Genomic DNA, 22,426 nt, shown 5'->3' with positions numbered 1-22,426 from the left:
TCCAATGGGTGGGTCTGAAAGGCATGGAAACTCAATGCGAGACAGGCACTTGCTCGAATTTTGGGGATTCAACTGCGGTTTTTAGCGATCAATAGATCGTGAACATGTTCTCCTATACGCCACCCTGCGCCGGCGGGGCCGGCGGGGCCGGCGGCACCGCTGGCACACCGGCCCGGCCGGCAGCATAGCCGCGCAGAAACTCCACGATGCCCCGGTCCACCGCCAGCCGCTGGGCCAGCACACCGGCCTGCAGCACATCGCGCGATGCGCCAATTCCCGCCTGCACCTGGGCTGCCTGCTGCAGCCAGCGCTGTGTGCGGGCGGGCAAGAGCGGGCGCAACGCTTCGATGTTGTAGCGCAGGCGTTTGGCCAGAATGCGCGCACGGTGCTGGCTTTCGGCATGGGTGCTGTCGCGCAGCGCCTTTTTCCATTGCGCATGCAGCCGCGTGATGCGCTGGCGCACCCAGTGGCGCACGGTTTTACCTGGGAGGTCCTGCGATTCCCCCCAGGCCTGCGGCCGACTCAGCTCGTCCAGCCACAGCGTGATGGCCAGCAAAGCGGCACCCACCGCCGGCTCCTGCAATGCGCTGCGCAGCGCCTGGCGCTGGCGCAGCACGGCCTGCTGGAATGCCTGCTCCATCGCCTGCCACAGCTCTGCCCGCCCGGCATCACCAGCCACATAGGCGCTTTGCAGCATGGGCAGGGTCTGCGTGCACGCCACATCCAGGTCGCGCAACTCGCCCAGCAAGACCAGCATGGGCTGCATCTGCGGCCACGCGGGTATCTGCTGCACCGGCACGGCCGCCTTGAAAAGGCGCAAGGCGCTGCGAAAGCGCCGCCAGCCCACGCGCGCCTGGTGCACCAGTTCCGGATCGTCGCTATGGACCCAGGCGTTCAGGTTGGCGGTGAACTGGGCAAACATCTCGCCCAGCACGGGCTGCACCATGCCGCGCAACGAGACCTCGCGGCCCAGTTGCTGCGGGCGGGCGCGCACCGGGGCGTCCAGCGTGCCATCGCACAACGCATAACCGCGCTGCGCCTTGCTGGCCGCCAGCGGCAGCACGGCGATATGCTGCGCAATCTGCTGCGCCAGATCGCACAGCGCGGCGGGCGCACCGGCCAGCAGCTCCAGTTCCAGCTCGCAAATGGGCGCATTACGCTGCCCGCAGGTGATCTGCCCCAGGTCAAGCGCCACCTCGATGGCACTGCCATCGCTCTGGCGCACCGTCCATGCCGTTCGCTCGAAGGCCGTGCGAAAGCACGGCTGCAGCGCGGCGAACACTGCGCCATCAGGGTCCAGGCGTTGCCAGGGCGGCGCGGCCTGCAGGGCAGCCTGCACCAGCGCACCCCCTGGCGCCGGCACCTCCCATTCACCGCGCAGGCTCAGTGCGGAATCGCCACTGTCGCTGGTCTTGAAGGTTTGCAGCCATTGCGGTGCGTCGTCCCCGCCCACACGCCGCAGGCGCAGGGCCATGCGCTGGGCCTGCAAGGACTTTGCGGGGGTGTCGTAATAGATGTTGTCCACCTGCTTGTGCACGGGCTTGTGCTGCGCAAGGGCCGGCAGGCGCGCCAACTGCTCGGCCAGTCCTGTGGGGTCGGACAGGGGCAAGGCCAGCTTGATTTCGAGTTCTACTCCCGGGCCCGGGTGGGTGGCAGATGGCATGGTGCTTGTATCTCCTTGTCACGGCCTCATGGCGGGGTTCGCTGCCGGACACCAGGGCCGCGGACGCAGACCCGGCGCCGTGGGGTGGAGCCTCCGACTGCTGCACCCATCGCAACACCCGCTGTCGCGCCGATACCAGTCACTTTCAGAGCGCGACGAGTTTCGGGAGACAGTGCGGTGTTTCGCACCGCAGCGACTAGGGGCCTCTCACGGTGCTGTTTCATAAGTCGGCCGCCCTAGGTCTGGTTTGGTGTGATGGAACGAGGCAAAGCGGCAGGCTAAGTCTCACTCACTCCAGCGTGTGAGGCATGCTTGCCCATCACGTCTTGCATGGCAGACATGCTGCCCACGACGACATCCCACGCCCAGGTGCCAAGACCGCCTTGCGCATTCACGGCCTGCACCCACTGGTCCATTGCGCGTCGTTTGGCCTGGTCCTGTGGTGAATCCTCGCCCTTGATTTCCAGTACCAGGGTCTTGCCCGATTTGAATCGCACCAGAAAATCGGGGATGTACTTGCGCTTCGTGCCATTCCACAAATACAGGATGTGAAAGCCCAGGTGGTCGTTCTTCACCCAGGCAGCCACATCCGGGTGCGTCTCGGCCACGTTGGCGGCGTATTTTTCCCAGCCGCTGTCCACCACGATATGGCTGATCTGGCAGCGCTGCGTGGGCTCGGCCACCCGCGTGGTGTACCAGGTGCGCATGTCGCGCGTGCTGCCCACGGGCCGTTCGCCATCAAACACCGCCTCCAGCCGCAAGGTGTTTTGCTCGATCACATAGGCCATCAGGTGCTGGACGATGGCGTCCATGTGCATGGAGAACAGAATCCGCTTGCGCAGCGGGTCTTGGTGGAACAGCGACGGAATATCGATTTTGTTTGACGCAAGCAAAGTTTCCACCAGCCGCACCAACTGGAACAGCAGGTATTCGCGCTGCCCTTTGAACTGGTACTGCAACTGCTCAAACGCCTTCTGTGCGGCCTTGAACACCAGCCTTTGCTGGCGGAACTCGTCGGGCAGCAGCTCCAGGTTGATGGTGGTGATCTGGCTCCAGTCGGCCGCGCCGCCCAGCGCGGGCGCAATGTCCGCGTGCAGCGCCACTTTGGCCGGGTCGATGGTGAGCACCGGCACCTGGCTCCACTGCACCACCAGTTGCGGGCGCACCACCTCATCGACCCGCAGGATGTTGGGCCATTTGATTTCATGCACCTGCCGTTCGGGCAGCGTCTTTATCTGCACGCTGGGCTTGGGCGGTGGAGGTGGCGGCCCCTCACCGCCGGGCGGCAGGGCCACCGACAACGGCACACCAAACACGTTCACAAACTCCGGCGCATACAAGCCCGTTTCAGGGTCGATGTCGTAGGCCACGCGGCGCAGGCCCCGGCCAATCACCTGCTCGCACAGCAACTGGCTGGTGAAGGCGCGCAGCCCCATGATGTGCGTCACTGTCTTGGCATCCCAGCCCTCCGACAGCATGGCCACCGACACCACGTTTTGCAGGTCTTGCCCGATCTGGCCTGGCTTGCCCACGGTGTCCACCAGCTCGCGCAGCACTTCTTCCTTCTTGGTGCTGCTGGCCAGCCAGTGCTCCTTGACCAGTGGCTCGGTGCGCACCGCCTGCACGATGCTGCGCAGGCGCGCGTCATAGTCTTTGTCGGCGCTGGCCGCCTCGCCCAACTCGGCCTTTTCCAGCACTTTGGAGTCCACCCGCAGCGTGCGGTTGGCATCGTGCAACTCGTTCCACTGCGCGTGGCCCCTGGTGAAGTAATGTTCCACCCGCGCCGCTGTTTCGGTGCGGTTGCACACCGTCAGCATCACCGGTGGGGACAGGTGCCCCTGGGCCGCCCATTCGGCTGCGGTGGCGCGCCAGTCCGCGCCCAGCAGGGTGTACGCCTGCTGTACCAGCGCAGGCAGGGGCTCGTGGGCCTCGGCCTTGCGGTTCAGGTCTTCGGCCACATCCGGCTCGCGGTACAGGTGATAGAGCTTGGGGCGAAGCGTCTGCGCGTTGGGCAGGGCATCGTCGCGCACCACCACGCGGGGCGTCTTCACCAGCCCGGCCTCGATGGCATCGTTCAGGCCAAAGTCAGACACCACCCAGGTGAACAAGCCCGCTTCGGTGTTGTTGCGGCCCGTGGGGGCAAACGGCGTGGCTGACAGGTCAAAGCAGCGCGCAATGCGCCGGGTTTTGTGGATGCGGTCCAGCCCCTCCACCCAGCGGGTGGCCTCGTCCAGGTCAATGCCAAAGGCTTCGGCCTCGGCCTTGCTCACTTTGATGTCGGCGGGCTTGCGATAGGCATGGTGCGCCTCGTCGTTGATGACCACCAGGTTCTTGGCGTTGGCCAGCGGGCCCAGCACGCGCCGGGTGTAAGCCTCGTCGCTCTCCTTGCCCTTTTTCACCACCGAGCGCTCTGGCTCTTTCAGCGGCATCAGGGTGTGCCAGTTCTCGATCAGGATGTCGGCGCGGTTGAGCTTTTGCCGCAGCGCCTCGGAGGGGCACAGCTCGAACTGGTCGTAGTAATTGTTCTCATGGCCCGGCATCAGCACCTGCAGGCGCGACTTCACCGTCAGGCCCGGCGCCACCAGAAAAATGGCGCTCGAATACTTGCGCGGCGACTTGGGGTAGGTCAGCGCATTGAGCACCTGCCAGGTGATGATCATGGCCATCACCGTGGTTTTGCCGCTGCCCGTGGCCATTTTGTTGCACAGCCGCTCAAACTCACCGCCGTCGCCCTGGATGTAGATGCCCTGGCGGTATTCGGGCAGCGCCTCCAGGTGCCAGATCAGCGTCTCGATGGCTTCGAGCTGGCAGAAGTAGAAAGGGTACTGGCGGCGCGACACCTTTTCTGCATCCCACCAGTGCTGCAGCAGACCCAGCGTCACAGCCGTGGTGCCCGGCCAGCCATCAGCCCGCCACAGGCGCACCCGGTCGCGGATGGTGTCCACCAGCGGTATGGAAACCTGCCGCCGCGTGTTCTCACGCGTGTCGATGATCTCGTAGCCTGCCGGGCGGCGCGTGGGCTCGCGCCGCAGCGTGCGGTCGAGGTTCTCGGCCCAATACTGCTGCGGCTCGGTGAAGGCCGAATTGATGATGAGGGAGGTGGGGGCAGTCAAGGCGCTTCACTTCATAAAGGTTTGCAGGCGATTCAAAGTGCGCGCCAGGCTGGGGGAGTGCTCCATGGCAGCGTCCACACTCCAGCCCTCACGGACAAACTGGCCCAGGCGCTCGTTGTACAGCGGCCCCATGGACACCGCGCTGCCTTGCACCGGCACCAGTTCGGCCGCCAGCCGCTTGTTGCGGCTGCGGCGCACCAGGTTGATCAGTTCTTGCTTGGGGTCGGCCAAAGACTCGGGCGCCGCTGAAATTTTGTTGACGGGTATGCCCGCAAAGCCAGCAAAACCTTCCCGGTCGGCCAGCACCCAGGCCTCCGCCTCGCGCACCGCCACCCGAAACAGCATGGACTTGGGCACGCTGGCAACCCCCCACTGCTCGCGCAGCTGCGGGGCGCACGCGCTCTGGTCCAGGTCCACCAGCACCACATGGGGCAACGCCCGGCTGGCGCTGAGGTACTTGGCGATGGATTTGTAAATATTGCCCACCCCGCGCTCCACCAGCGGGCGCAGCACCGTATAGCTGCGCCCGCAATGGGCTAGCAGCTTTTCCATCAAGACCAGGCTCAACACGTCTTCCACCACCAAGGCGATTTCCAGCGGCTCGGTCATGGTTAAAAAATGGAAAGCTGGGTTAACTCGCCCGGCGGCGCCTTGCGCACCATGGCATCGGCCACGTTGTAGCCTGCCGCTACCAGTTCCAGCTCCTGGGCGGTGGCAGGCACAACACGCGTTCCTTCCGCCGATGGCACCAGCCGCAGCACGTCGCGCGGGTCCACGCTGCTGTGCTCCAGCAAGGCCTCGCTGTGGGTGGTCACAAACACCTGGCGGCGGTGCTTGGCCTGGCGCTGCATTTGCCACAGCAGGGGCGGAATTTGCCGAACAATCGACTCGTTCAACGACAACTCGGGCTCCTCCAGCAGCAGCAAAGAGTCGCCATCGAGCAGGCTCCACATGATGCCCAGCAGGCGCAGCGTGCCATCTGAAAACTGGTCTTCACGCTGCCAGCCCGCGTCGGGCCGCCAATGTTCGTACAGCGCTTCCAGGTGGGGCGTGCCTGTGGTGCTGTCCCGGCTGAATTTGAGGTCGCGCATATTGGGCACACAGGCCCGCAGGGCTGATTCGATTTTTTTCAGCCGGGCATCACGGGTGCGGTCCGGGGTTTTGGCAATGCGCTCCAGAAACGACTGGCCAAAAGGGTCGCCTTCCAGTAACACGCTGGCGCCCAGCTCGGCATGTTTGAGCAATTGCGGCACCAGATGCAGATAGGTCAGTGCACCAAAAAACTGCGCAATATCCCGAAAGTCCTTGTTGGCGTTGACCTGCTCCAGGCTGGTTTCCGTCAAGCGCTCACGGTCTGCCTGGTCTTCCGGGTTGTGGGGCCGGTCCAGCAAAACTGCGCCTGTGCGCAAATCTTCCACCCGCTCCTTGCTCACCACCACCCGCTGCTTGCCTTTGCCCTCGCTGCGAAAAGCCAGGCAGTAACGCCAGATGGCAGGCGTATCTATTTTTTCTGCCAGATCGACCTCGATCAGCACCTCCGGGTCGCGCCGCGCCAACAGGCAGCGCACCTTGGTCATCCCGCCGCGCGCCTCCACGGCGCGCTGCAGGCCACCGCCCTTGGGTTGGGCCACATCACGCAAAAACCGGAAAACATCGAGCAGGTTTGATTTGCCTGCAGCGTTGGGTCCAATCACGAACACCCGGTCGCGCAAATCCACCTCGATTTTTTTGAAGTTGCGCCAGTTCTGCAGTTTGAGTCTTGAAATCAGCAACTCGCTCTCCTCAAGCCGTAGTTTCCAACGCATCCAGCCGCATCACCTTCAGCGACTCGATGCCCCGGTCATCCACAATTTTTACTGCCACCATGCGGTTATCACCCGCCGCAAAAGGCAGCGACACGGTGCCGGTAAACGCTTGCAGCAGCTCGGCGTCCAGCTCGGCGCGGATGTCTTTTTTCAGCTTCATCCAGCCCTCGTCCTTGCCCGCCATGGGAAAGAACACCTGGTGCGGGAACAGGCTGCGCCCGTCGTAATCCGTATCCAGTTGCCAGGCCGCAATCCTGGCCTTGCCGCCCGACACCAGTTCGCCCTTGGCGGTGTCAAAGTAATCAAAGCCGTTCACCTCCACCTGCCACAAACCATCGGGCAGTGCGGTCAGCAGCACATCGGGCTGGCCCATGAGCCAGAAGCTCTGGTTGCTGCTGCGCGCTTTTTTCAGGTCTTCGGTCAGCAGGTCGGTGTTCATCTGCGCCTTCAGGGCGGTGATGCCGCGCAGCGCGTCAATGTCTTTGGCGGCTTCGGGGTCGAAGGCGAAGGCGCAGAACACGATCATCTTGGGCCGGGGGAACAGCTCGCCTGCCTCGTTCAGCGCGCGCTCCACCTGGCGCTGCTCCAGCGCGCCGTGCTCGGGGCCAAAGCTCACCACCACGCGCTCGCCCGTGTCCAGGCTGCCGCTGGCGTGCAGGCTGGCGGTGCCGGGCAGCACCTCCAGCTCGGCAAAGCGCAGCATCTGCCCGCCCTTGCCACGGATGCCGGTTTTCAACAGTTCATCGCGCCAGGTGTGCTGGCGGCTGGTGTGGCCGCTGCGGGCCAGGCTGCTGTCTGCCAAATCGGCCCTATCGGAAATATTGGTCAAATTGGCCTCCAGCCCTTGCGCAGACTGCGCTGGCAGCTCCTCAAGTGATAGCACTGTGGGGAAGGGCACGGCCTCTACGGTGAACGGGCCGCACACGCGCAGCTTGGCCTTGTCGCGCTCGGGTTGGTCGTACAGGGTTTCGTTGTCGGCGTTGGCGGCAATGCTGCGGTCCATCTCGGCCTGCATCTTTTGCCGCGCGGTGTGGAAGGCTGCCAGCGGCGCCTGCAAGGTGGCGGGCCAGTCGGGGGGCAGGTCAAAGGGCACTTCCCATTCGAGCAAGTCCTGGCCCTTCAGGCCCAGCACCAGCTTCTGGCCCTTGCGGGCGCCCTCGGTCACGGTGAAGGCAAAACCCGTTCGGGCTGGGCCTCCATCCGTTCGGGCCGAGCTTGTCGAAGCCGCTGCCCCCAGCGCGGCGTTCAGGCCGGCCAGCGCAGTGGTGATGCCGGGGTGCAGGCGCTCGTAGATTGCGTCAATCTCGGCATTGTTGGCAATGCTTTTGAGCGTGACGTGGGGCACGGTTTTGTAGACAAAGCCGCCGCGCAAGCCCTCGTTGGGGTAGCGCAGGGCGAAGTAATCAAAGCTGGCCGTCATCAGCCGCTGTTTGGCCAGCGTGATGGCCACGCGCGAGGTGTCGCAGGTCATCCAGCGGCGGCCCCATTTCTCGGCGACATAGGCCGTGGTGCCGGAGCCGCAGGTGGGGTCTAGCACCAAATCGCCGGGGTCGGTGGTCATGAGGAGGCAGCGTTCTATCACGTCATTGGATGTCTGGACGACGTAACTTCTGTCCCTGGCTCCAATAGTTTCGTCCCACAAATTTGTGATTTTGGAAAGAGGGTAGTCATCGAGGAACAGCAAAAATTGAAGCGACTCACCCTCTGCTTCGATACGATTAGCTTTGATTAATCGCTGCATTCCTTCAACGCCAGTGATCCAGCATCCATTGCCTCTCGGAAGCCGTTCTTTTCCCCGAAATGAAATCGGGAAAACACTGGCTGGAGAGAACGTAGGCGGTGCCATTGAAACTAGCCTTCCTAGTCGGCTGGCCTCTGGAAGCAACGAGTGGTTTCCTTTTTCGATAGCAACAAGCTTGCGCCGAGCTCCGTCCTTATCGAGCCAACTCCAGTGACCGTCACCTTCTACATCTTGGTATGAATACAGCTGACGGTACTTAAGTTTCGTCTTGTCTTTTCCATACCAGACTAAATAGTCCGCCATGCCTTCCAAGTGTGTTGCCCCAAGAGGCATGGTCTTCTTACGAAACGTAATCAAAGAAACGAAATTCTGTACCCCAAAAACCTCATCACACAACTCCCGCACATGATGCAAGTTCTCATCCGAAATCTGCACAAACACGCTGCCCGATTCACTCAACAACTCGCGCGCCAATAACAGCCGGTCGCGCAAATAGGTCAGGTACGAGTGAATGCCCAGCTCCCAGGTGTCGCGGAAGGCCTTGATCATTTCCGGCTCTTGCGTCAAATCCGCGTCGGCCCGGTCTTTCACGTCGCGCTTGCCCACAAAGGGCTGAAAATTGCTGCCGTATTTGATGCCGTAGGGCGGGTCGATGTAGATCATCTGCACCTGCCCGGCCATGCCCTCCTTGTGCAGCAGGCTGTTCATCACCAGCAGGCTGTCGCCGGCGACCAGCCGGTTGGCCCAGCCGCGGTCGTGTTTGTAGAAGTCCAGCGCCGAGCGCAGGGGCACGTTCTCGAACGGTGCCTCAAACAGGCCGGGCTGGAAAAAGTTTTGGTGTTTTTGGCCTCTAGCGCCCGTCCCACCTGCGCTGGCAGCTATGGAATTAGTAGCATTATGGCGCTTGCCCACGCTGCTCAAGATGCTCATGGCGTCGATGCGCTCGTGCACGTGCAGGCTCACCGTGTCCACCTCAAACGCGGTGCGCTCGGCCTTGCCCGTCCATTGCAGGTAGGGCGCGCCCATGCGCTGCAGCGTTTGCAAGGCGTGGCGCATGGCGGCGAGGTCGTTGCCGGCCAGGGCGTCGGCAATCAGGCCGTCGGCCTGGGCGCGGGCGCTGTCGAACTGCAGCGCGGGGTCCAGGTGCGGGTCGTAGGCCCAGCGGGTTTTGGGCTGCTCGGGGTCGCTTTCGGTGTTGACCAGGCCCACTTCGGGGTTGTTCTTGCGCCGGTCGGGGTGGCGGTAGGCCAGCACCTGGGCGCTGCCGGTGTCGCTCTGGCTGGGTGTGGTTTTGGCTTTGGCGGGTTTGGCTGGCTTGGTGGCAGCAGCCGGGGCGGGTGAGGGCGCTGCGGGGGTGTCGAGTGCAAAGTCAGGCCGCTGCGCGCCCGTGGCCCGGGCGGTGGAGCCGCCGCGCCCTTTGCCTTTGACGGCCAGGCCCGCGGCCACCAGCGCTTCGCGCGCGGTTTTGAAGTCGTCTTCAGTGGCGGGCGGCTGGTACCCGGCGGCCCGGGCGGCTGCCAAAAACTGCTCCAGCAGCGTGATGTTGCCCACGGTGGTGTGGTCTGCCGGCAGCAGGTTGAGCAACAGCGTTGGAAGCTGTTGTTGTTCGTTGGTCATTCGCCCCATCCCCTCTGATCTCGATAAGAGGGAAGTTATAGCAGGACATCACGGCCCAAAGCCCGTTTCAGAAATTCCCTCAAGGGCCCATACGCGGGCGAAGACTCGGGATGGTTGAGGATGTGGGTCGCACACACCGCACGCTCTGCATCGGTCAACTGGCGTCGTGCAGTCGCTTTTGGCCTGCCCGGAGGGACTCGAACCCCCGACCTACGGCTTAGAAGGCCGTTGCTCTATCCAGTTGAGCTACGGGCAGGTGGGATGACCATGCGCAAGGGCATGGCGCGGCTGCCGCATCATAGCCGCAGTGCCATGCGATTCACGTGCGGGTGCGGGCATCCGGCAATGGCTGTATCCGTCTGGTAACCGACCTTGCGGCAAGTCTTTTCGATTTCCCGTTCAATCCGTTCAACCTAGAAACGGCAGTTGGATGCGCCTGCCGGTGCCGTGATCGGGGTGCCAGGCAAGGCGCGACGACGCGGCGGGCTACTGCCCGCAAGGAGGAGCAACGCCGCATGGCGCGCCGAGCGCGGTGCTGGCAGGTGCATAGCGCTCTCACCCACGAGGTGAACGCCATTGAAGCCGTCAACGCTTGATTTCATGCGGCTTGTCAAGGGATACAAAGCGGTCAACTGCCGTTTCTAGGTTCAAAGCATGAGCCACGGCATCCCCCCTGTACCCGCCACCACGCCGCCACGCATCGGTGGAGCGGCGCTCCATTCACCTGCCGCCGTCACGCTGGCCGATGAGGCCCGGAGCCAGCGGGTGCTGTTGCGCGCGGTGCTGGCGCTGGGTGTCGGTGGCTTTGCCATCGGCACGGGCGAGTTTGTCATCATGGGCCTGCTGCCCGAGGTGGCGCGCAGCCTCGGCGTCACCATTCCGCAGGCGGGCCACGTCATCAGCGCCTACGCGCTGGGCGTGGTGGTCGGCGCCCCCGTGCTTGCAGTGCTCACCGCGGGGTGGGGCCGGCGCCGGCTGCTCATGGCGCTCATGGGGCTGTATGCGCTGGGCAATTTAGCCAGCGCCCTGGCGCCGGGCTATCTGTCGCTGAACCTGCTGCGCTTCATGGCGGGGCTGCCGCACGGCACGTATTTCGGCGTGGCGTCGCTGGTGGCGGCGGCGCTCGCGCCGCCTACGCAGCGGGCGCGCGCCGTGGGGTTGGTGATGCTCGGGCTCACGTCCGCCACGCTCGCGGGCGTGCCCATCGCCGCCTGGCTGGGCCAGTTGTTCGGCTGGCGCGCGGCTTTCGTGTTCGTGGCTGCGGTTGCGCTGTTCGCCGTCGTGCTGGTGCGGCGCGAAGTGCCCTCCATGCCGCCCGTGCAGGGGGCCAGCCCGCTGCGCGAGCTGGGGGCGCTCAGGCGCGGGCAGGTCTGGCTCACGCTCGGCATCGGCGCCATCGGCTTCGGCGGCATGTTCGCGGTGTTCAGCTACATCAAGCCCACGCTGATCGAGGTGGCGGGCATGCCGCTGCAAGGGGTGCCGTTCGTGCTGGCACTGTTCGGCGTGGGCATGGTGCTGGGCAATCTGGTGGGCTCGCGGCTGGCGGACAAGGCGCTCATGCCCACCATCGGCGGGGTGCTGGCGTGGTCGGCGCTGGTGCTGCTGGCGTTCTGCTTCACGGCGCACCATGCGGCGGCGGCGGCGATCAACGTGCTGCTGATCGGCACCGTGGTGGCCATCGGCCCGGCGTTGCAGATACGGCTCATGGACGTGGCTGGCGACGCGCAGTCGCTGGCCGCGGCGCTCAACCATTCGGCCTTCAACCTGGCCAATGCGTTGGGCGCTTGGCTCGGCGGCCTGGCCATCGCGGCGGGGCTGGGCTGGACGTCCACGGGCTGGGTCGGTGCCTTGCTGGCGCTCTGCGGTATGGTGGTGTTCGGTGCGGCGCTGGCCAGTGATCGTGCGCAAAAGCGCGCGTTGCCGGTGGCCGCAGGGCTGTCCGCGCCTTCCTCTTGCGCTACCAGTAAGTAAAGCGCGCGCCAAGAACTCGCCCCGGTAGCCGACCGTATGGCCGGATTGCGGATAGAGTAGCTCGCCATATGTACCTGCCGCCGCAATTCGACGACCGCGAACATGCCCATGCGCTGGCGCTCATGCGCGCGCACCCGTTCGCCTCGCTCGTCTCCACCGACGACGAGGGGCTGCCCTTCATCACCCATTTGCCGCTGCATGCGGAGCAGGGCGCGGCGGGGGCGCTCACCCTCTGGGGCCACTGCGCCCGGCCCAGCCCGCAGTGGCGCTACCTGCAAAGCCGCCCGCGCGCGGTGGCGGCCTTCATGGGCCCGCATGCCTACCTTTCGCCCGGCGTCTATCCCGATCTCGCGCGCGTGCCCACCTGGAACTACCTGGCCGTGCACTGCACGGTGGAGGCGCGCCTGGTCGAAGATGCCGAGGCCAAGGACGCGCTGCTCAAGAAGCTCATCGCCGACCACGAGCCCGCCTACGCCGCCCAGTGGCGCGGCCTGGGGGATGATTTCGCCCGCAAGATGCTCGCGGGTATCGTCGGGTTCGAACTGCAGGTGACCGCCTTGCAGAGCAAGCTCAAGCTCAACCAGCACCGCCCCGAGTCGCATGCGGCCATGCACGCGGCCTACGCCCGGGGCGGCGCGCAGGAGCAGGCCCTGGCGGCATGGATGCGGACGCTGGACATGGTGAAGGAGAACGGATGATGCGTGGCGGATTCGGTTTGATCGGTCTGGTGCTGGCATTGCTCATCGTGGGCGTGCTGGTGAAGAAGCAACTCGCGGCCACGACCGCACCGGTGCCCGCGCTGCAGGCGCAAGTGCCCGGCGCCGCGCCCGCGACGGGCACGGTGCGCGCGCAGAGCCAGCAGATCCAGCAGCAGTACAAGCAGGCGGTGGAGGCGGCCATGCAGCCGCAGCGCCAGGAGCCGGACGAGGCCAAGTGACCGCCGGCACCGTCAGCGCCGAAGACGCCGCCTGCATGGCCCGCGCCCTGGCGCTGGCGCGCGAGGCCGCGCAGGCCGGCGAGGTGCCCGTGGGCGCGGTGGTGGCGAAGGATGGACGCATCGTCGCCACGGGCCGCAACGCCCCGATCGCCGGGCACGACCCCACCGCGCATGCCGAGATCGCCGCCCTGCGCGCCGCTGCGCAGACGCTGGGCAACTACCGGCTCGAAGGCTGCACGCTCTACGTCACGCTGGAGCCCTGTGCCATGTGCGCGGGTGCCATGCTGCACGCGCGGCTGGCGCGCGTGGTGTACGGCGCGGCAGACCCGCGCACCGGCGCCGCGGGCTCGGTGCTCGATCTGTTCGCCGAGCCGCGCATCAACCACCATACGCAGGTCAGCGGCGGCGTGCTGGCCGGCGAAAGCGCGGCGCTGCTCGCAGGCTTCTTCCAGCAGCGCCGGGCTGCGCAACGCGACGAGGCCCGGGCCGCCCACCCGCTGCGGCCCGATGCACTGCGCACGCCCGACGCGTGTTTCGAGGCGCTGCCCGGCTATCCCTGGCCGCCGCACTACGTGAGCGACCTGCCCGCGCTGGCGGGGCTGCGCCTGCACTACCTCGATGCAGCGTCCGCCCAGCCCGCGCCGGGCCAGCCGGCCTGGCTGTGCCTGCACGGCGCACCGGCCTGGAGCTACCTCTACCGCCGCATGCTGCCAGTGCTGGTTGCTGCCGGCGCGCGCGTGGTGGTGCCGGACCTGGTCGGCTTTGGCCGCAGCGACAAGCCCAAGAAGGCGGCGGGCCATGGCCTGGACTGGCATGTCCGGGTGCTGGGCGAACTGGCGGAGCGGCTCGGTCTGCGGGACGCCGTGCTCGTAGCCCATGGCGGCGCGGCGCCGCTGGCGCGAGCGCTGCTGGCGGCACAGCCGCAGCGCTGGAGCGGGGCGTTGTTCATTCCCGGCGCGCCGGACGACGGCGGGCTGGATGCCCCGGCCTACGCGGCGCCGTATCCCGACGCGGGCCACCGCGCCGCGCCGCTTGCGTTCGCGTCCTTCGCCGCACCCGTCTACGCGCCGCCCCCGGACTGGCAGGGCCGCACGCTGGCGTGGCCGGTGCCGGTGGCCGAGCCCGGCGAGGATGTGGCGCGGCGGGCTGTGGAATACTTCCGGCCTTGATTTCGGAGCGGGCCGCGCGGCCCGGACACTTTGCCACACCCCCACCATCACGACGCGCACCGCCGCCACGCCGACAGCTCCGGCCAAGGCGCGCGGCACATCTACATCTATTCCCCTTCGGGCGCCGTGCGCGACAAGGCCGCGTTCAAGCGCGGCGTGGCGCGCCTGAAGGCGCTGGGCCATGACGTGGAAGTGGACCCCGACGCGCTCGCCAGCAGCCAGCGTTTCGCGGGCGACGACGCCACGCGGCTGGCCGCCATCGGGCGCGCCGCCACCAGCGGGGCCGATGTGGCGCTGATCTCGCGCGGCGGCTACGGCATCACGCGGCTGCTGCCGGCGTTGCCGTACAAGGCGCTTGCCAAGGCGGCGGAACGCGGCACGCGCTTCGTGGGCCTGAGCGATTTCACCGCGCTGCAGTGCGCGCTGCTGGCGCGCACCGGCGCCACCACCTGGGCCGGCCCCGCGCTGTGCGCGGACTTCGGCGTGGAAGGCGCGCCCGACGACATCATGGAAGCCTGCTTCGACGACCTGCTGTGCGGCCAGGGCGAAGGCGCGGGCTGGCGGCTGCCAAAGGAATGCGAGGGGCACGCGCCCGTGCAGGTGCGCAAGGCCGTGCTCTGGGGTGGCAACCTGGCGGTGCTGGCCGGGCTGGCCGGCACACCCTACCTGCCCGACGTGCGCGGCGGTGTGCTGTTCCTCGAAGACGTGAACGAGCACCCCTACCGCATCGAGCGCATGCTCACGCAACTGCTGCTGGCGGGGGTGCTGGGGCGGCAGAAGGCCATATTGATGGGGCAGTTCACGGGCTTCGCGGCCACGCCGCACGACAAGGGCTTCGGCATGCGCAGCGTGGTGGAGTGGCTGCGCGCGCGGGTCAAGGCATCCGTGCTCACGCACCTGCCGTTCGGCCACGTGCCCACCAAGGTGCTGCTGCCCGTGGGTGCCAAGGTATCGCTGGTCAGCGAGGGCCGGGACGCACTCGTGGTCTGGGAGCATGCCCATTGACGGGGATGGGCTGCGGTGCTGCCAGCTCTTCGAGAATGGGGCAGTCGGGCCGCTGGTCGCCGTGGCAGCAGCGGGCCAGGTGTTCCAGCGTGCGCTTCATCGCAGCCATCTCGGCCATGCGGCGGTCCAGGTCGGCGATGTGCGCGAGGGCGATCTCCTTCACGCTGGCGCTGGAGCGCCCCTGGTTCTGCCAGAGCCGCAGCAGCTCGGCGATCTCGCGCATGCCAAAGCCCAGGTCGCGGGCGCGGCGGATGAAGCGCAGCGTGTGCACCTCGCGCCCCGTGTACTGCCGGTAGCCCGCATCGGTGCGGTTCACCGCCGGCAGCAGGCCCAGGCTTTCGTAGTGCCGCACCATCTTGGCGGTCACGCCAGACAGGCGCGCGGCCTGGCCAATGGCGAAGGGGCCGGCATCGGCGGCGATGGATTCGTTCATTCCGGGCTCCTCGGGCGCGGGCGCCAGCGCTGCAGCAGCAGCGCGTTGCCCACCACGCTCACGCTGCTGAAGGCCATGGCCGCGCCTGCCAATACCGGGCTCAGCAGCCCGCAGGCGGCCAGCGGTATGCCGATGACGTTGTAGGCGAAGGCCCAGAACAGGTTCTGGCGAATCTTGGCGTAGGTGCGGCGCGAAATATCGATGGTGTCGGCCACCAGCGCCGGGTCGCCGCGCATCAGCGTCACTCCGGCGGCCTGCATGGCCGCGCCGGTGCCCGTGGCCATGGCGATCCCCACGTCGGCGGCGGCCAGCGCGGGTGCGTCGTTCACGCCGTCGCCCACCATGGCGACGCGGTGTCCGCCTGCGCGCAGCGCGGCCACGATGGCAGCCTTGTCCTCGGGCAGCACCTGGGCGCGAATGTCGCCGATGCCCAACTGCCGGCCCACGGCCTGGGCGCTGCCCGCGTTGTCGCCCGTCAGCAGTACGGTGGCGACGCCCTGGGCGTGCAGTGCCCGCACGGCCTGGGTGGCGGACGCCTTCAGCGTATCGCCGAAGGCCAGCATGCCGATCAACGCCGGCGGCGTGGCGTCCACGTCGGCCAGCCACGAGACGGTGCGGCCCTGCGCCTCCTGCTCTGCGGCAGCGGCGTCGAGTACGGCGGTATCCACCGCCAGTTCATGCATGAAGCGCGTGCTGCCCAGGCGCAGCGCGCGCCCTTGCACGGTGGCCGCCATGCCACGGCCCGCCACGGCCTGCACGCCGGATGCGGGCGGGGGCGCCAGGCCCTCGTTGCGCGCGGCGTCCTGCACCGCGCGGGCCAGCGGGTGTTCGCTGCCGCTCTGGATGGCGGCGCTGGCCGCCAGCAGTGCGGCCAGCGGGCCTTGCGCCGCCTGTGCGGCCAGCAGGCGCGGGCGGCCCTCTGTCAGCGTGCCGGTCTTGTCGAACGCCACGGTGTCGACGGCGCGGGCGGTTTCGAGCGCCTCCGCGTCCTTGATCAGGATGCCGTGGCGCGCCGCCACGCCGGTGCCCGCCATGATGGCCGCGGGCGTGGCCAGCCCCAGCGCGCAGGGACAGGCGATCACCAGTACCGCCACGGCGTTGAGCGTGGCGGCCTGCCAGTCGTGCGTGGACAGGCCCCAGCCCAGCAGCGTGGCGCAGGCGATCGCCAGCACCGCGGGCACGAAGACGGCGCTCACCCGGTCCACCAGGCGCTGCACCGGGGCTTTCCTGGCCTGGGCGGATTCGACCAGACGCACGATGCGCGCCAGCGTGCTTTCGGCACCCACGGCGGTGGCCGCCACGAGCAGCAGGCCCTCGGCGTTGACGGAGCCACCGGTCACGCCGTCGCCGGGCTGCTTGGGCACGGGCAGGCTTTCGCCAGTGACGAGCGATTCATCCACATGGCTCGCGCCTTCCTGTACTTGTCCATCGACGGGGATGCGCTCGCCTGGATGTACCACCACGACGTCGCCCGCGCGTACCTGCACGATGGGCAGGTCGCGGTCTTCCTCGCCCGCGCGCCGCACGCGGGCTGTTTCGGGCGCCAGGGCCTGGAGGGCGCGGATGGCCGCGGTGGTCTGGCGCTTGGCGCGCGCCTCCAGCCACTTGCCGAGCAGCACCAGCGTGATGACCACCGCCGAAGCCTCGAAGTACAGGTGCGGCGGCATGCCATGGCTGCCATGGGCGAGCCACAGGTACACGCTGAGCCCGTAGGCGGCGCTGGTGCCCAGGGCCACGAGCAGGTCCATGTTGCCCGCGAACGCGCGCAGCGCGTTCCAGCCCGCCTTGTAGAACCGCGCACCCAGCACGAACTGCACCGGCGTCGCCAGCGCGAACTGCAGCCATGCGGGCAGCATCCAGTCCGCGCCGAAGGGCGTGGCCAGCATAGGCAGCAGCAGGGGCAGCGACAGCGCCGCGGCTGCCGCCACGGGCCGCCAGGAGGCGAGCGCGGGCGCGCCGGACGGCGCATCCGGCGCCACTGGCCGCGCGCCGTAGCCCGCGCGCTCCACGGCGGCGATGCACGGCTGCGCATCCGCGCTCCTGCCGACGAAGCGGACAGTGGCTGTTTCGGTCGCCAGGTTGACTTCGGCGCCGACCACGCCGGGCACCTTCTGCAGCGCCCGCTCCACGCGCGCCACGCACGACGCACAGGTCATGCCGTCAATGCGCAACCGCAACTGCAGCGATCGTTCGGCCACAGCATAGCCGGCCTTGGCTACGGCTGCTCCTAAATCTGTAGCTGTCACCGCAGGTTCCGCCTGCACGTGGGCCGTTTCCGTTGCCAGATTGACTTCGGCGGACCGGACGCCTGGCACTTTGCGCAAGGCCCGCTCCACGCGGCCCGCACAGGCCGCGCAGGTCATGCCATCGATGGCCAGTGGCCAGTCGATGGCGGGCGCACTGGCGCTGGCCGAGGGGTGCGGGGAAGGGGAAGGGGAAGGGGAAGGGGAAGGGGTCATGACGGCGAGTCTCGACCTTGCCCTGATGGGAAGGTCAAGCGCCATTGTGCCGACAACCCGCGTGGGGGCAGGCAGCGGGTCAGCGCATTTCTTCCAGCACCAGCGAGGGCGGTGCCATCACGCGCGCGGTGGCGTCCAGGCTGTCGATCACGTGGTTGGCGAAAAAGCCGTTCTGCGTGTCAGGCTCCAGCGCCGCGACGGCCAGGTTGGCCAGCGGCTGGGCCAGCGGCACGTAGAAGCTGCCGGGCGCCACGTCGAGCGCGCTGCGAGCCAGCGCGACCTCCACGCGCACCGTGCCGACGCTGTCCGCCGCGTCGGCGATGGCGCCCCGCGCGTTCTGGCGCGGGCCGGTGGCGCGAGCGGTCTCGCGGTAGGCATCGGCCAGCAGCGAGCCGGGTTCGGCCACGCGCAGCACCTGCAGGCCCAGCAGCCGCAGCCGCTCCACCGCGTCGGCCGCCGATGGCGCCAGCCAGTAGCCGCAGGGGCGGGCGCGCGACTTGACGGTGCGCAGCGCCAGGGACGATTCCCATTGCACCTTCACCACCTTGTCTGCGCCCGTTGCGGGGTCGATGAAGGTGATGTCGCGCTGCTCCGGCGTGGGCTCGGCCTGCACCGCCACGGCGCCGCGGCAGGCTTGCGCGGCGATGTCGCGCTCGACGAACGAGCGTACTTCCCGCAGCTTGTCGGCGCGCTCCGCAGTGCTTTGCAAGGCGCTGGCGATGGCGGTCACCTGCGTGTGCACGCGGCGCTGGATGTGCGCGCGGCCCATGCCCACGCCGCGGGTTTCGACCAGGAAGCTCACACTGTTCTTCAGGCCATTCACGTTGCGCCCCGTGTCGGGCTGCGCGCCGCCCATGGACAGGCGCAGGTCCTGCGGGTCGGTGGACGTGGTGTAGTGCCACTGCGAGGCCAGGGCCTGGGTGTCGAGCGCGGCGACCATGGGGCGGCGGTACCACTCCTCGGATGCCCTGGTCAGGAATTCGGGCACGTTCGCCGTGGTGGCGTATTGCAGCAGCGCGTCATAGCGCTGCACGGCGTTGAACTTCTGCAGGTAGCGCCCGCCCGCGGTGTATTCGTGCGCGTCGAGCACCAGGATGGGAAAGTAGTCCCGGCTCACCCGGGCCAGGGCCTGGGCTTCGGGCGTGTTGAGCACGAGGTGGTCGCGGTTCATATCGGCCCCATTGGCGGTCGTGCGTGTGCCGGTGTCGGCGCCGTCGGGGTTGGCGCGCGGCACGATCACGACGTTGATGCGGTCGAGCAGCGGCTCCAGCAGCCCTTGGGATAGCTCGCGCGCCACCACGAGCAGCGCCTCGGCGCCCGCCGGTTCGTCGCCGTGCTGCTGGCCGATGAGCAGCACGGTGGGGCGCTTGGACGTCTGCAGGCTGTCGGGATCGGTGCCGGTGGCCCGCGTGACGACCAGCGCCTCGATGGGCTGGCCGCGCTGCGAGGTGCCGATGATGCGCACCGCGGCCAGGGTAGGCGCGCGCCCCACCGAGCCCAGGGCCTGGGTCGACAGCCAGTTGTGCGCCTCTGCATTGGTGGTGAACGCCCGCCGGTCCGGGGCGAGCCCCGGCGTGCTGTAGCGCACTGCCGGGTCGGGAAAGCGCGCGGCCACGGCGGCGCTTTCGGCAGCGGGCTGATCAGTTGCCTCCGGCACGGCCGTGGCTGGCGCCGGAGTGGCGGGAATGGGCGTGACGACCGCGCCCGAAGGTGCGGGTGCCGGCATCGGGGCCGGGCGGGCTGGCGTGGCGGCGGCGCTGGCCGGCGGCTTCCTGGACGCGTCGGGCCAGGGCGGCAGCGGCGTGCTGGCGCAGCCCGCGAGCAGCAACGCCCCGGCCACCAATGCCCATGGCCGGCGCACTGCCGCATGGCGGGCACTGTCGGCGGCATGTGGGGAGGCGGCGGGCATGGCGGTCATGGTGTTCCTTCTGCGGGGCGCTTGCGTCGAAGATGCGGGGATATTACCCGGAGGCCACGCCATGGGCCTGCACCAGACAGCGCTGGAACACCTGCGTGGCGCGCGATGGCTGGGGCGAGCGCCGTGCCATGCCCACGAAGCGGCAGGCGTAGCGGAAGCGATCTGGCGCGATGGCCTGCAGGCGTCCAGCGCGCTGGAAGCCTTCGGCGTAGTGGTCGGGCAGAAAGCCCAGGAAGCGGCCCGAGAGGATCAGCGTGGCGATGGCCTCCTGGTCGAAGCCGGTGGCCTTGCGCGGCAGGCGCTCGCGGTGGCTGACTTCCATGTTGGGCGAGTGGTAGCCCAGGCCCGCGAACTGGTGCTCGCGCAGCCGGGCCCAGGTCAGGCGCGCATGGTCGCGGCCGAACAGTGGATGGCCGGCGCCGCAGTAGAGCAGCATGGTTTCGCCGAACAGATCCTGGTACATCAGGCTCTTGGACGCCCGGTGGGCGGGGATCACGCCCACGTGGAAGCGCCCGTCGATCACGCCGCGCTCGATGGCGTTGATGGAGGCCACGTGCAGGTTCAGGCTCACCTCGGGGGCCTGCCCGGCGAACAGCGCGATGGCCGCGCCGATGCGCGCCTCGGGGTTGCTGGCGGTCTTGTCGAACACCGCCACCTCCAACTGGCCGCCCATGCGGTGGTGGATGTCGTCGATGCCGCTGCGAAAGCCGTCCACGGCGGCCAGCAGGCGCTGGGTCTCGTCGTACACGCGCTGGCCCTCGGCGGTCAGCGCGAAGCCCGCGCGCCCGCGCCGGCACAGCGTGAGGCCCAGGCGGGTTTCCAGGTCCTTGACGTGGCGGCTCACGGTGCTGGTGCCGATGTTGAGCTCCAGCTCCGCCGCGGCCATGCCGCCGCAGTCGACCACGCTCTTGAACACCTTGAGCAGGCGCAGGTCCATGTCGCTGAGCTGGCCGAGCACGGCGCGGTTCTTCTCGGGGACAGTTACTTGCATGGATCGGCAAGTGAAGATTGATATTGCGTCATTTTTACCACTGAATACCGCGCCACAATGCCATATCCGACAACCCCAGGAGCCCGCCATGACGACCCCTCTTGCCACCTCGCCGCAGGCACCCGCCGCGCGCACCGACGCTGCCTGGCTCGAAGCGCACTGGATGCCTTTCACCGCCAACCGGCAGTTCAAGGCCGACCCGCGCATCGTCGTGGAGGCCAAGGGCGCCTATTTCACCGACAGCGACGGGCGCAAGATCTATGACGGCCTGTCGGGCCTGTGGTGCACGGGCCTGGGCCATGGCCGCACCGAAATCGTCGAGGCCGTGAGCCGCCAGATCGCCCGGCTCGACTACGCGCCCGCGTTCCAGTTCGGCCACCCGCTGTCGTTCGAGCTGGCCAACAAGATCAAGGAACTGACGCCCGAGGGGCTGGATTACGTGTTCTTCACCGGCTCGGGCTCGGAGGCTGCCGACACCTCCCTGAAGATGGCCCGCGCCTACTGGCGCGCCAAGGGGCAGGGCACCAAGACCCGCCTGATCGGGCGCGAGAAGGGCTACCACGGCGTGAACTTCGGCGGCATCTCGGTCGGCGGCATCGGCGGCAACCGCAAGGTTTTCGGCCAAGGCATCGAGGCCGACCACCTGCCGCACACGCAGCCGCCCGCGGGCTCGTTCTTCAAGGGCCAGCCGCCTGAGGGCGGCGAGGCGCTGGCCAACCGGCTGCTGGACCTGATCGCGCTGCACGACGCGAGCAACATTGCCGCCGTGATCGTGGAGCCGTTCTCGGGCTCCGCTGGCGTGGTGATCCCGCCCATGGGCTACCTGCAGCGCTTGCGCGAGCTCTGCACCGCCCACAACATCCTGCTGATCTTCGACGAGGTCATCACCGGCTTCGGCCGCACCGGCGCCATCACCGGCTCGGAGGCTTTCGGCGTCAAGCCCGACATCCTGAACTTCGCCAAGCAGGTCACCAACGGCACGCAGCCGCTGGGCGGCGTGGTGGCCAGCAAGGACATCTACGACACCTTCATGGCCGCCGGCGGGCCCGGGCACCTGGTGGAGTTCGCCCACGGCTACACCTATTCGGCCCATCCGGTGGCCTGCGCGGCGGGCATCGCGGCGCTGGACCTGCTGGCGCAGGAGGACGGCGTGGGTCGCGCCAAGGCGCTGGCGCCGTATTTCGAGAGCGCGGTGCACGGCCTGAAAGGCGCCAGGCACGTGGCCGACATCCGCAGCTACGGCCTGGCCGCGGGCATCACCATCGCCGCCCGCGACGGCGATGCGGCGCGCCGCCCCTACGAGATCGCCATGGCCTGCTGGAAGAAGGGCTTCTACGTGCGCTACGGCGGTGACACCATCCAGCTCGCGCCGCCGTTCATCAGCGAGCGGGCCGAGATCGACCGCCTTGTCAGCGCCCTGGGCGACGCGCTGGCCGAGGTGGCCTGACAGTTGTTGGCAAGAAGGCCATCTACCGCCCGGAGAACGGGTGGTGGCTGGAGATGCCATACGGGGCCGGCCGGGTGCCAGGGCGCATGCCGCGGCTCCACGCCCGCAGCTCGGCGACAACTGGTGGATGGTGCCTTGCTGGGCCCCTCCGATTCCC

The 22,426-nt window shown here is 67.8% G+C and carries 15 protein-coding genes and 1 tRNA gene; 6 read left to right on the top strand and 10 right to left on the bottom strand.

What is annotated here, in order from left to right; translation table 11 throughout:
- Positions 1 to 112: 112 nt before the first annotated feature.
- From PY257_RS04405 to PY257_RS04380, 6 genes are all read right to left on the bottom strand, one after another.
- The gene (locus PY257_RS04405) at positions 113 to 1,663 is read right to left on the bottom strand and encodes a CYTH and CHAD domain-containing protein (protein WP_275739246.1); all 1,551 of its coding nucleotides are present in this window, start codon (positions 1,661 to 1,663) and stop codon (positions 113 to 115) included.
- Between the two features lie 278 nt (positions 1,664 to 1,941).
- Positions 1,942 to 4,776 (bottom strand): BPTD_3080 family restriction endonuclease, encoded by a 2,835-nt coding sequence (locus PY257_RS04400; protein WP_275739244.1) that lies wholly within the window; start codon positions 4,774 to 4,776, stop codon positions 1,942 to 1,944.
- 6 nt (positions 4,777 to 4,782) lie between these two features.
- The gene (locus PY257_RS04395; RefSeq protein WP_275739242.1) at positions 4,783 to 5,385 is read right to left on the bottom strand and encodes a hypothetical protein; all 603 of its coding nucleotides are present in this window, start codon (positions 5,383 to 5,385) and stop codon (positions 4,783 to 4,785) included.
- A 2-nt stretch (positions 5,386 to 5,387) separates the two neighbouring features.
- The gene (locus PY257_RS04390; RefSeq protein ID WP_275739240.1) at positions 5,388 to 6,548 is read right to left on the bottom strand and encodes an AAA family ATPase; all 1,161 of its coding nucleotides are present in this window, start codon (positions 6,546 to 6,548) and stop codon (positions 5,388 to 5,390) included.
- A gap of 10 nt (positions 6,549 to 6,558) precedes the next feature.
- A complete protein-coding gene (locus PY257_RS04385; RefSeq protein WP_275739238.1) occupies positions 6,559 to 9,939 on the bottom strand; it encodes a site-specific DNA-methyltransferase in 3,381 nt (1,126 codons plus the stop codon).
- A gap of 179 nt (positions 9,940 to 10,118) precedes the next feature.
- A tRNA-Arg gene (locus PY257_RS04380) sits at positions 10,119 to 10,195 on the bottom strand.
- Positions 10,196 to 10,593: 398 nt separating this feature from the next.
- Between PY257_RS04380 and PY257_RS04375 the strand changes: the two genes are divergently transcribed.
- The 5 genes from PY257_RS04375 to PY257_RS04355 all read left to right on the top strand — a co-directional run bounded on the left by PY257_RS04375 (position 10,594) and on the right by PY257_RS04355 (position 15,021).
- On the top strand, positions 10,594 to 11,910 hold the full coding sequence (locus PY257_RS04375) for an MFS transporter (protein ID WP_275739236.1): 1,317 nt from the start codon (positions 10,594 to 10,596) through the stop codon (positions 11,908 to 11,910).
- Positions 11,911 to 11,978: 68 nt separating this feature from the next.
- Positions 11,979 to 12,608, top strand: coding sequence for an FMN-binding negative transcriptional regulator (locus PY257_RS04370; protein ID WP_275739234.1), 630 nt, complete (start codon positions 11,979 to 11,981; stop codon positions 12,606 to 12,608).
- Positions 12,605 to 12,847 (top strand): hypothetical protein, encoded by a 243-nt coding sequence (locus PY257_RS04365; protein ID WP_419095652.1) that lies wholly within the window; start codon positions 12,605 to 12,607, stop codon positions 12,845 to 12,847. Before PY257_RS04370 ends, PY257_RS04365 begins: the two co-directional genes overlap by 4 nt.
- A gap of 35 nt (positions 12,848 to 12,882) precedes the next feature.
- On the top strand, positions 12,883 to 14,016 hold the full coding sequence (gene tadA / locus PY257_RS04360) for a tRNA adenosine(34) deaminase TadA (RefSeq protein ID WP_419095656.1): 1,134 nt from the start codon (positions 12,883 to 12,885) through the stop codon (positions 14,014 to 14,016).
- A 30-nt stretch (positions 14,017 to 14,046) separates the two neighbouring features.
- Complete coding sequence (locus PY257_RS04355; protein ID WP_419095651.1) at positions 14,047 to 15,021, top strand: LD-carboxypeptidase; 975 nt, start codon at positions 14,047 to 14,049, stop codon at positions 15,019 to 15,021.
- Here the strand turns inward: PY257_RS04355 and cueR are convergent.
- From cueR to PY257_RS04335, 4 genes are all read right to left on the bottom strand, one after another.
- Positions 14,975 to 15,454, bottom strand: coding sequence for a Cu(I)-responsive transcriptional regulator (gene cueR, locus PY257_RS04350; RefSeq protein WP_275739230.1), 480 nt, complete (start codon positions 15,452 to 15,454; stop codon positions 14,975 to 14,977). The two genes, PY257_RS04355 and cueR, sit on opposite strands and share 47 nt — an antisense overlap.
- Positions 15,451 to 17,913 (bottom strand): heavy metal translocating P-type ATPase, encoded by a 2,463-nt coding sequence (locus PY257_RS04345; RefSeq protein ID WP_275739228.1) that lies wholly within the window; start codon positions 17,911 to 17,913, stop codon positions 15,451 to 15,453. The genes cueR and PY257_RS04345 overlap by 4 nt, the downstream gene beginning before the upstream one ends.
- A 79-nt stretch (positions 17,914 to 17,992) precedes the next feature.
- Positions 17,993 to 19,822 carry a M14 family metallopeptidase gene (locus PY257_RS04340; protein WP_275739295.1) on the bottom strand — a complete coding sequence of 610 codons (1,830 nt, stop codon included), beginning with the start codon at positions 19,820 to 19,822 and terminating at the stop codon, positions 17,993 to 17,995.
- A 52-nt stretch (positions 19,823 to 19,874) separates the two neighbouring features.
- Positions 19,875 to 20,822, bottom strand: a complete 948-nt coding sequence (locus tag PY257_RS04335) for a LysR family transcriptional regulator (protein WP_275739226.1) — start codon at positions 20,820 to 20,822, stop codon at positions 19,875 to 19,877.
- A gap of 88 nt (positions 20,823 to 20,910) precedes the next feature.
- Between PY257_RS04335 and aptA the strand changes: the two genes are divergently transcribed.
- On the top strand, positions 20,911 to 22,269 hold the full coding sequence (gene aptA / locus PY257_RS04330; RefSeq protein ID WP_275739224.1) for an omega-aminotransferase AptA: 1,359 nt from the start codon (positions 20,911 to 20,913) through the stop codon (positions 22,267 to 22,269).
- Positions 22,270 to 22,426: the final 157 nt, after the last annotated feature.

This window comes from Curvibacter soli, assembly GCF_029211125.1.
In the GTDB taxonomy this organism is placed as follows: Bacteria; Pseudomonadota; Gammaproteobacteria; order Burkholderiales; family Burkholderiaceae_C; genus Curvibacter_A; species Curvibacter_A soli.
Note: the sequence above shows the minus strand (reverse complement) of the source record. Positions and strands in the feature narration are given on the sequence as shown.

Excerpts from the sequence above, each read along its gene's own strand:
- PY257_RS04395 (WP_275739242.1), bottom strand. The coding sequence starts at position 5,385 with ATGACCGAGCCGCTGGAAATCGCCTTGGTGGTGGAAGACGTGTTGAGC.
- PY257_RS04370 (WP_275739234.1), top strand. The coding sequence starts at position 11,979 with ATGTACCTGCCGCCGCAATTCGACGACCGCGAACATGCCCATGCGCTG.
- PY257_RS04335 (WP_275739226.1), bottom strand. The coding sequence starts at position 20,822 with ATGCAAGTAACTGTCCCCGAGAAGAACCGCGCCGTGCTCGGCCAGCTC.
- PY257_RS04345 (WP_275739228.1), bottom strand. The coding sequence starts at position 17,913 with ATGACCCCTTCCCCTTCCCCTTCCCCTTCCCCTTCCCCGCACCCCTCG.
- PY257_RS04385 (WP_275739238.1), bottom strand. The coding sequence starts at position 9,939 with ATGACCAACGAACAACAACAGCTTCCAACGCTGTTGCTCAACCTGCTG.
- aptA (WP_275739224.1), top strand. The coding sequence starts at position 20,911 with ATGACGACCCCTCTTGCCACCTCGCCGCAGGCACCCGCCGCGCGCACC.
- cueR (WP_275739230.1), bottom strand. The coding sequence starts at position 15,454 with ATGAACGAATCCATCGCCGCCGATGCCGGCCCCTTCGCCATTGGCCAG.
- PY257_RS04365 (WP_419095652.1), top strand. The coding sequence starts at position 12,605 with ATGATGCGTGGCGGATTCGGTTTGATCGGTCTGGTGCTGGCATTGCTC.
- PY257_RS04340 (WP_275739295.1), bottom strand. The coding sequence starts at position 19,822 with ATGCCCGCCGCCTCCCCACATGCCGCCGACAGTGCCCGCCATGCGGCA.
- PY257_RS04405 (WP_275739246.1), bottom strand. The coding sequence starts at position 1,663 with ATGCCATCTGCCACCCACCCGGGCCCGGGAGTAGAACTCGAAATCAAG.
- PY257_RS04375 (WP_275739236.1), top strand. The coding sequence starts at position 10,594 with ATGAGCCACGGCATCCCCCCTGTACCCGCCACCACGCCGCCACGCATC.
- tadA (WP_419095656.1), top strand. The coding sequence starts at position 12,883 with ATGGCCCGCGCCCTGGCGCTGGCGCGCGAGGCCGCGCAGGCCGGCGAG.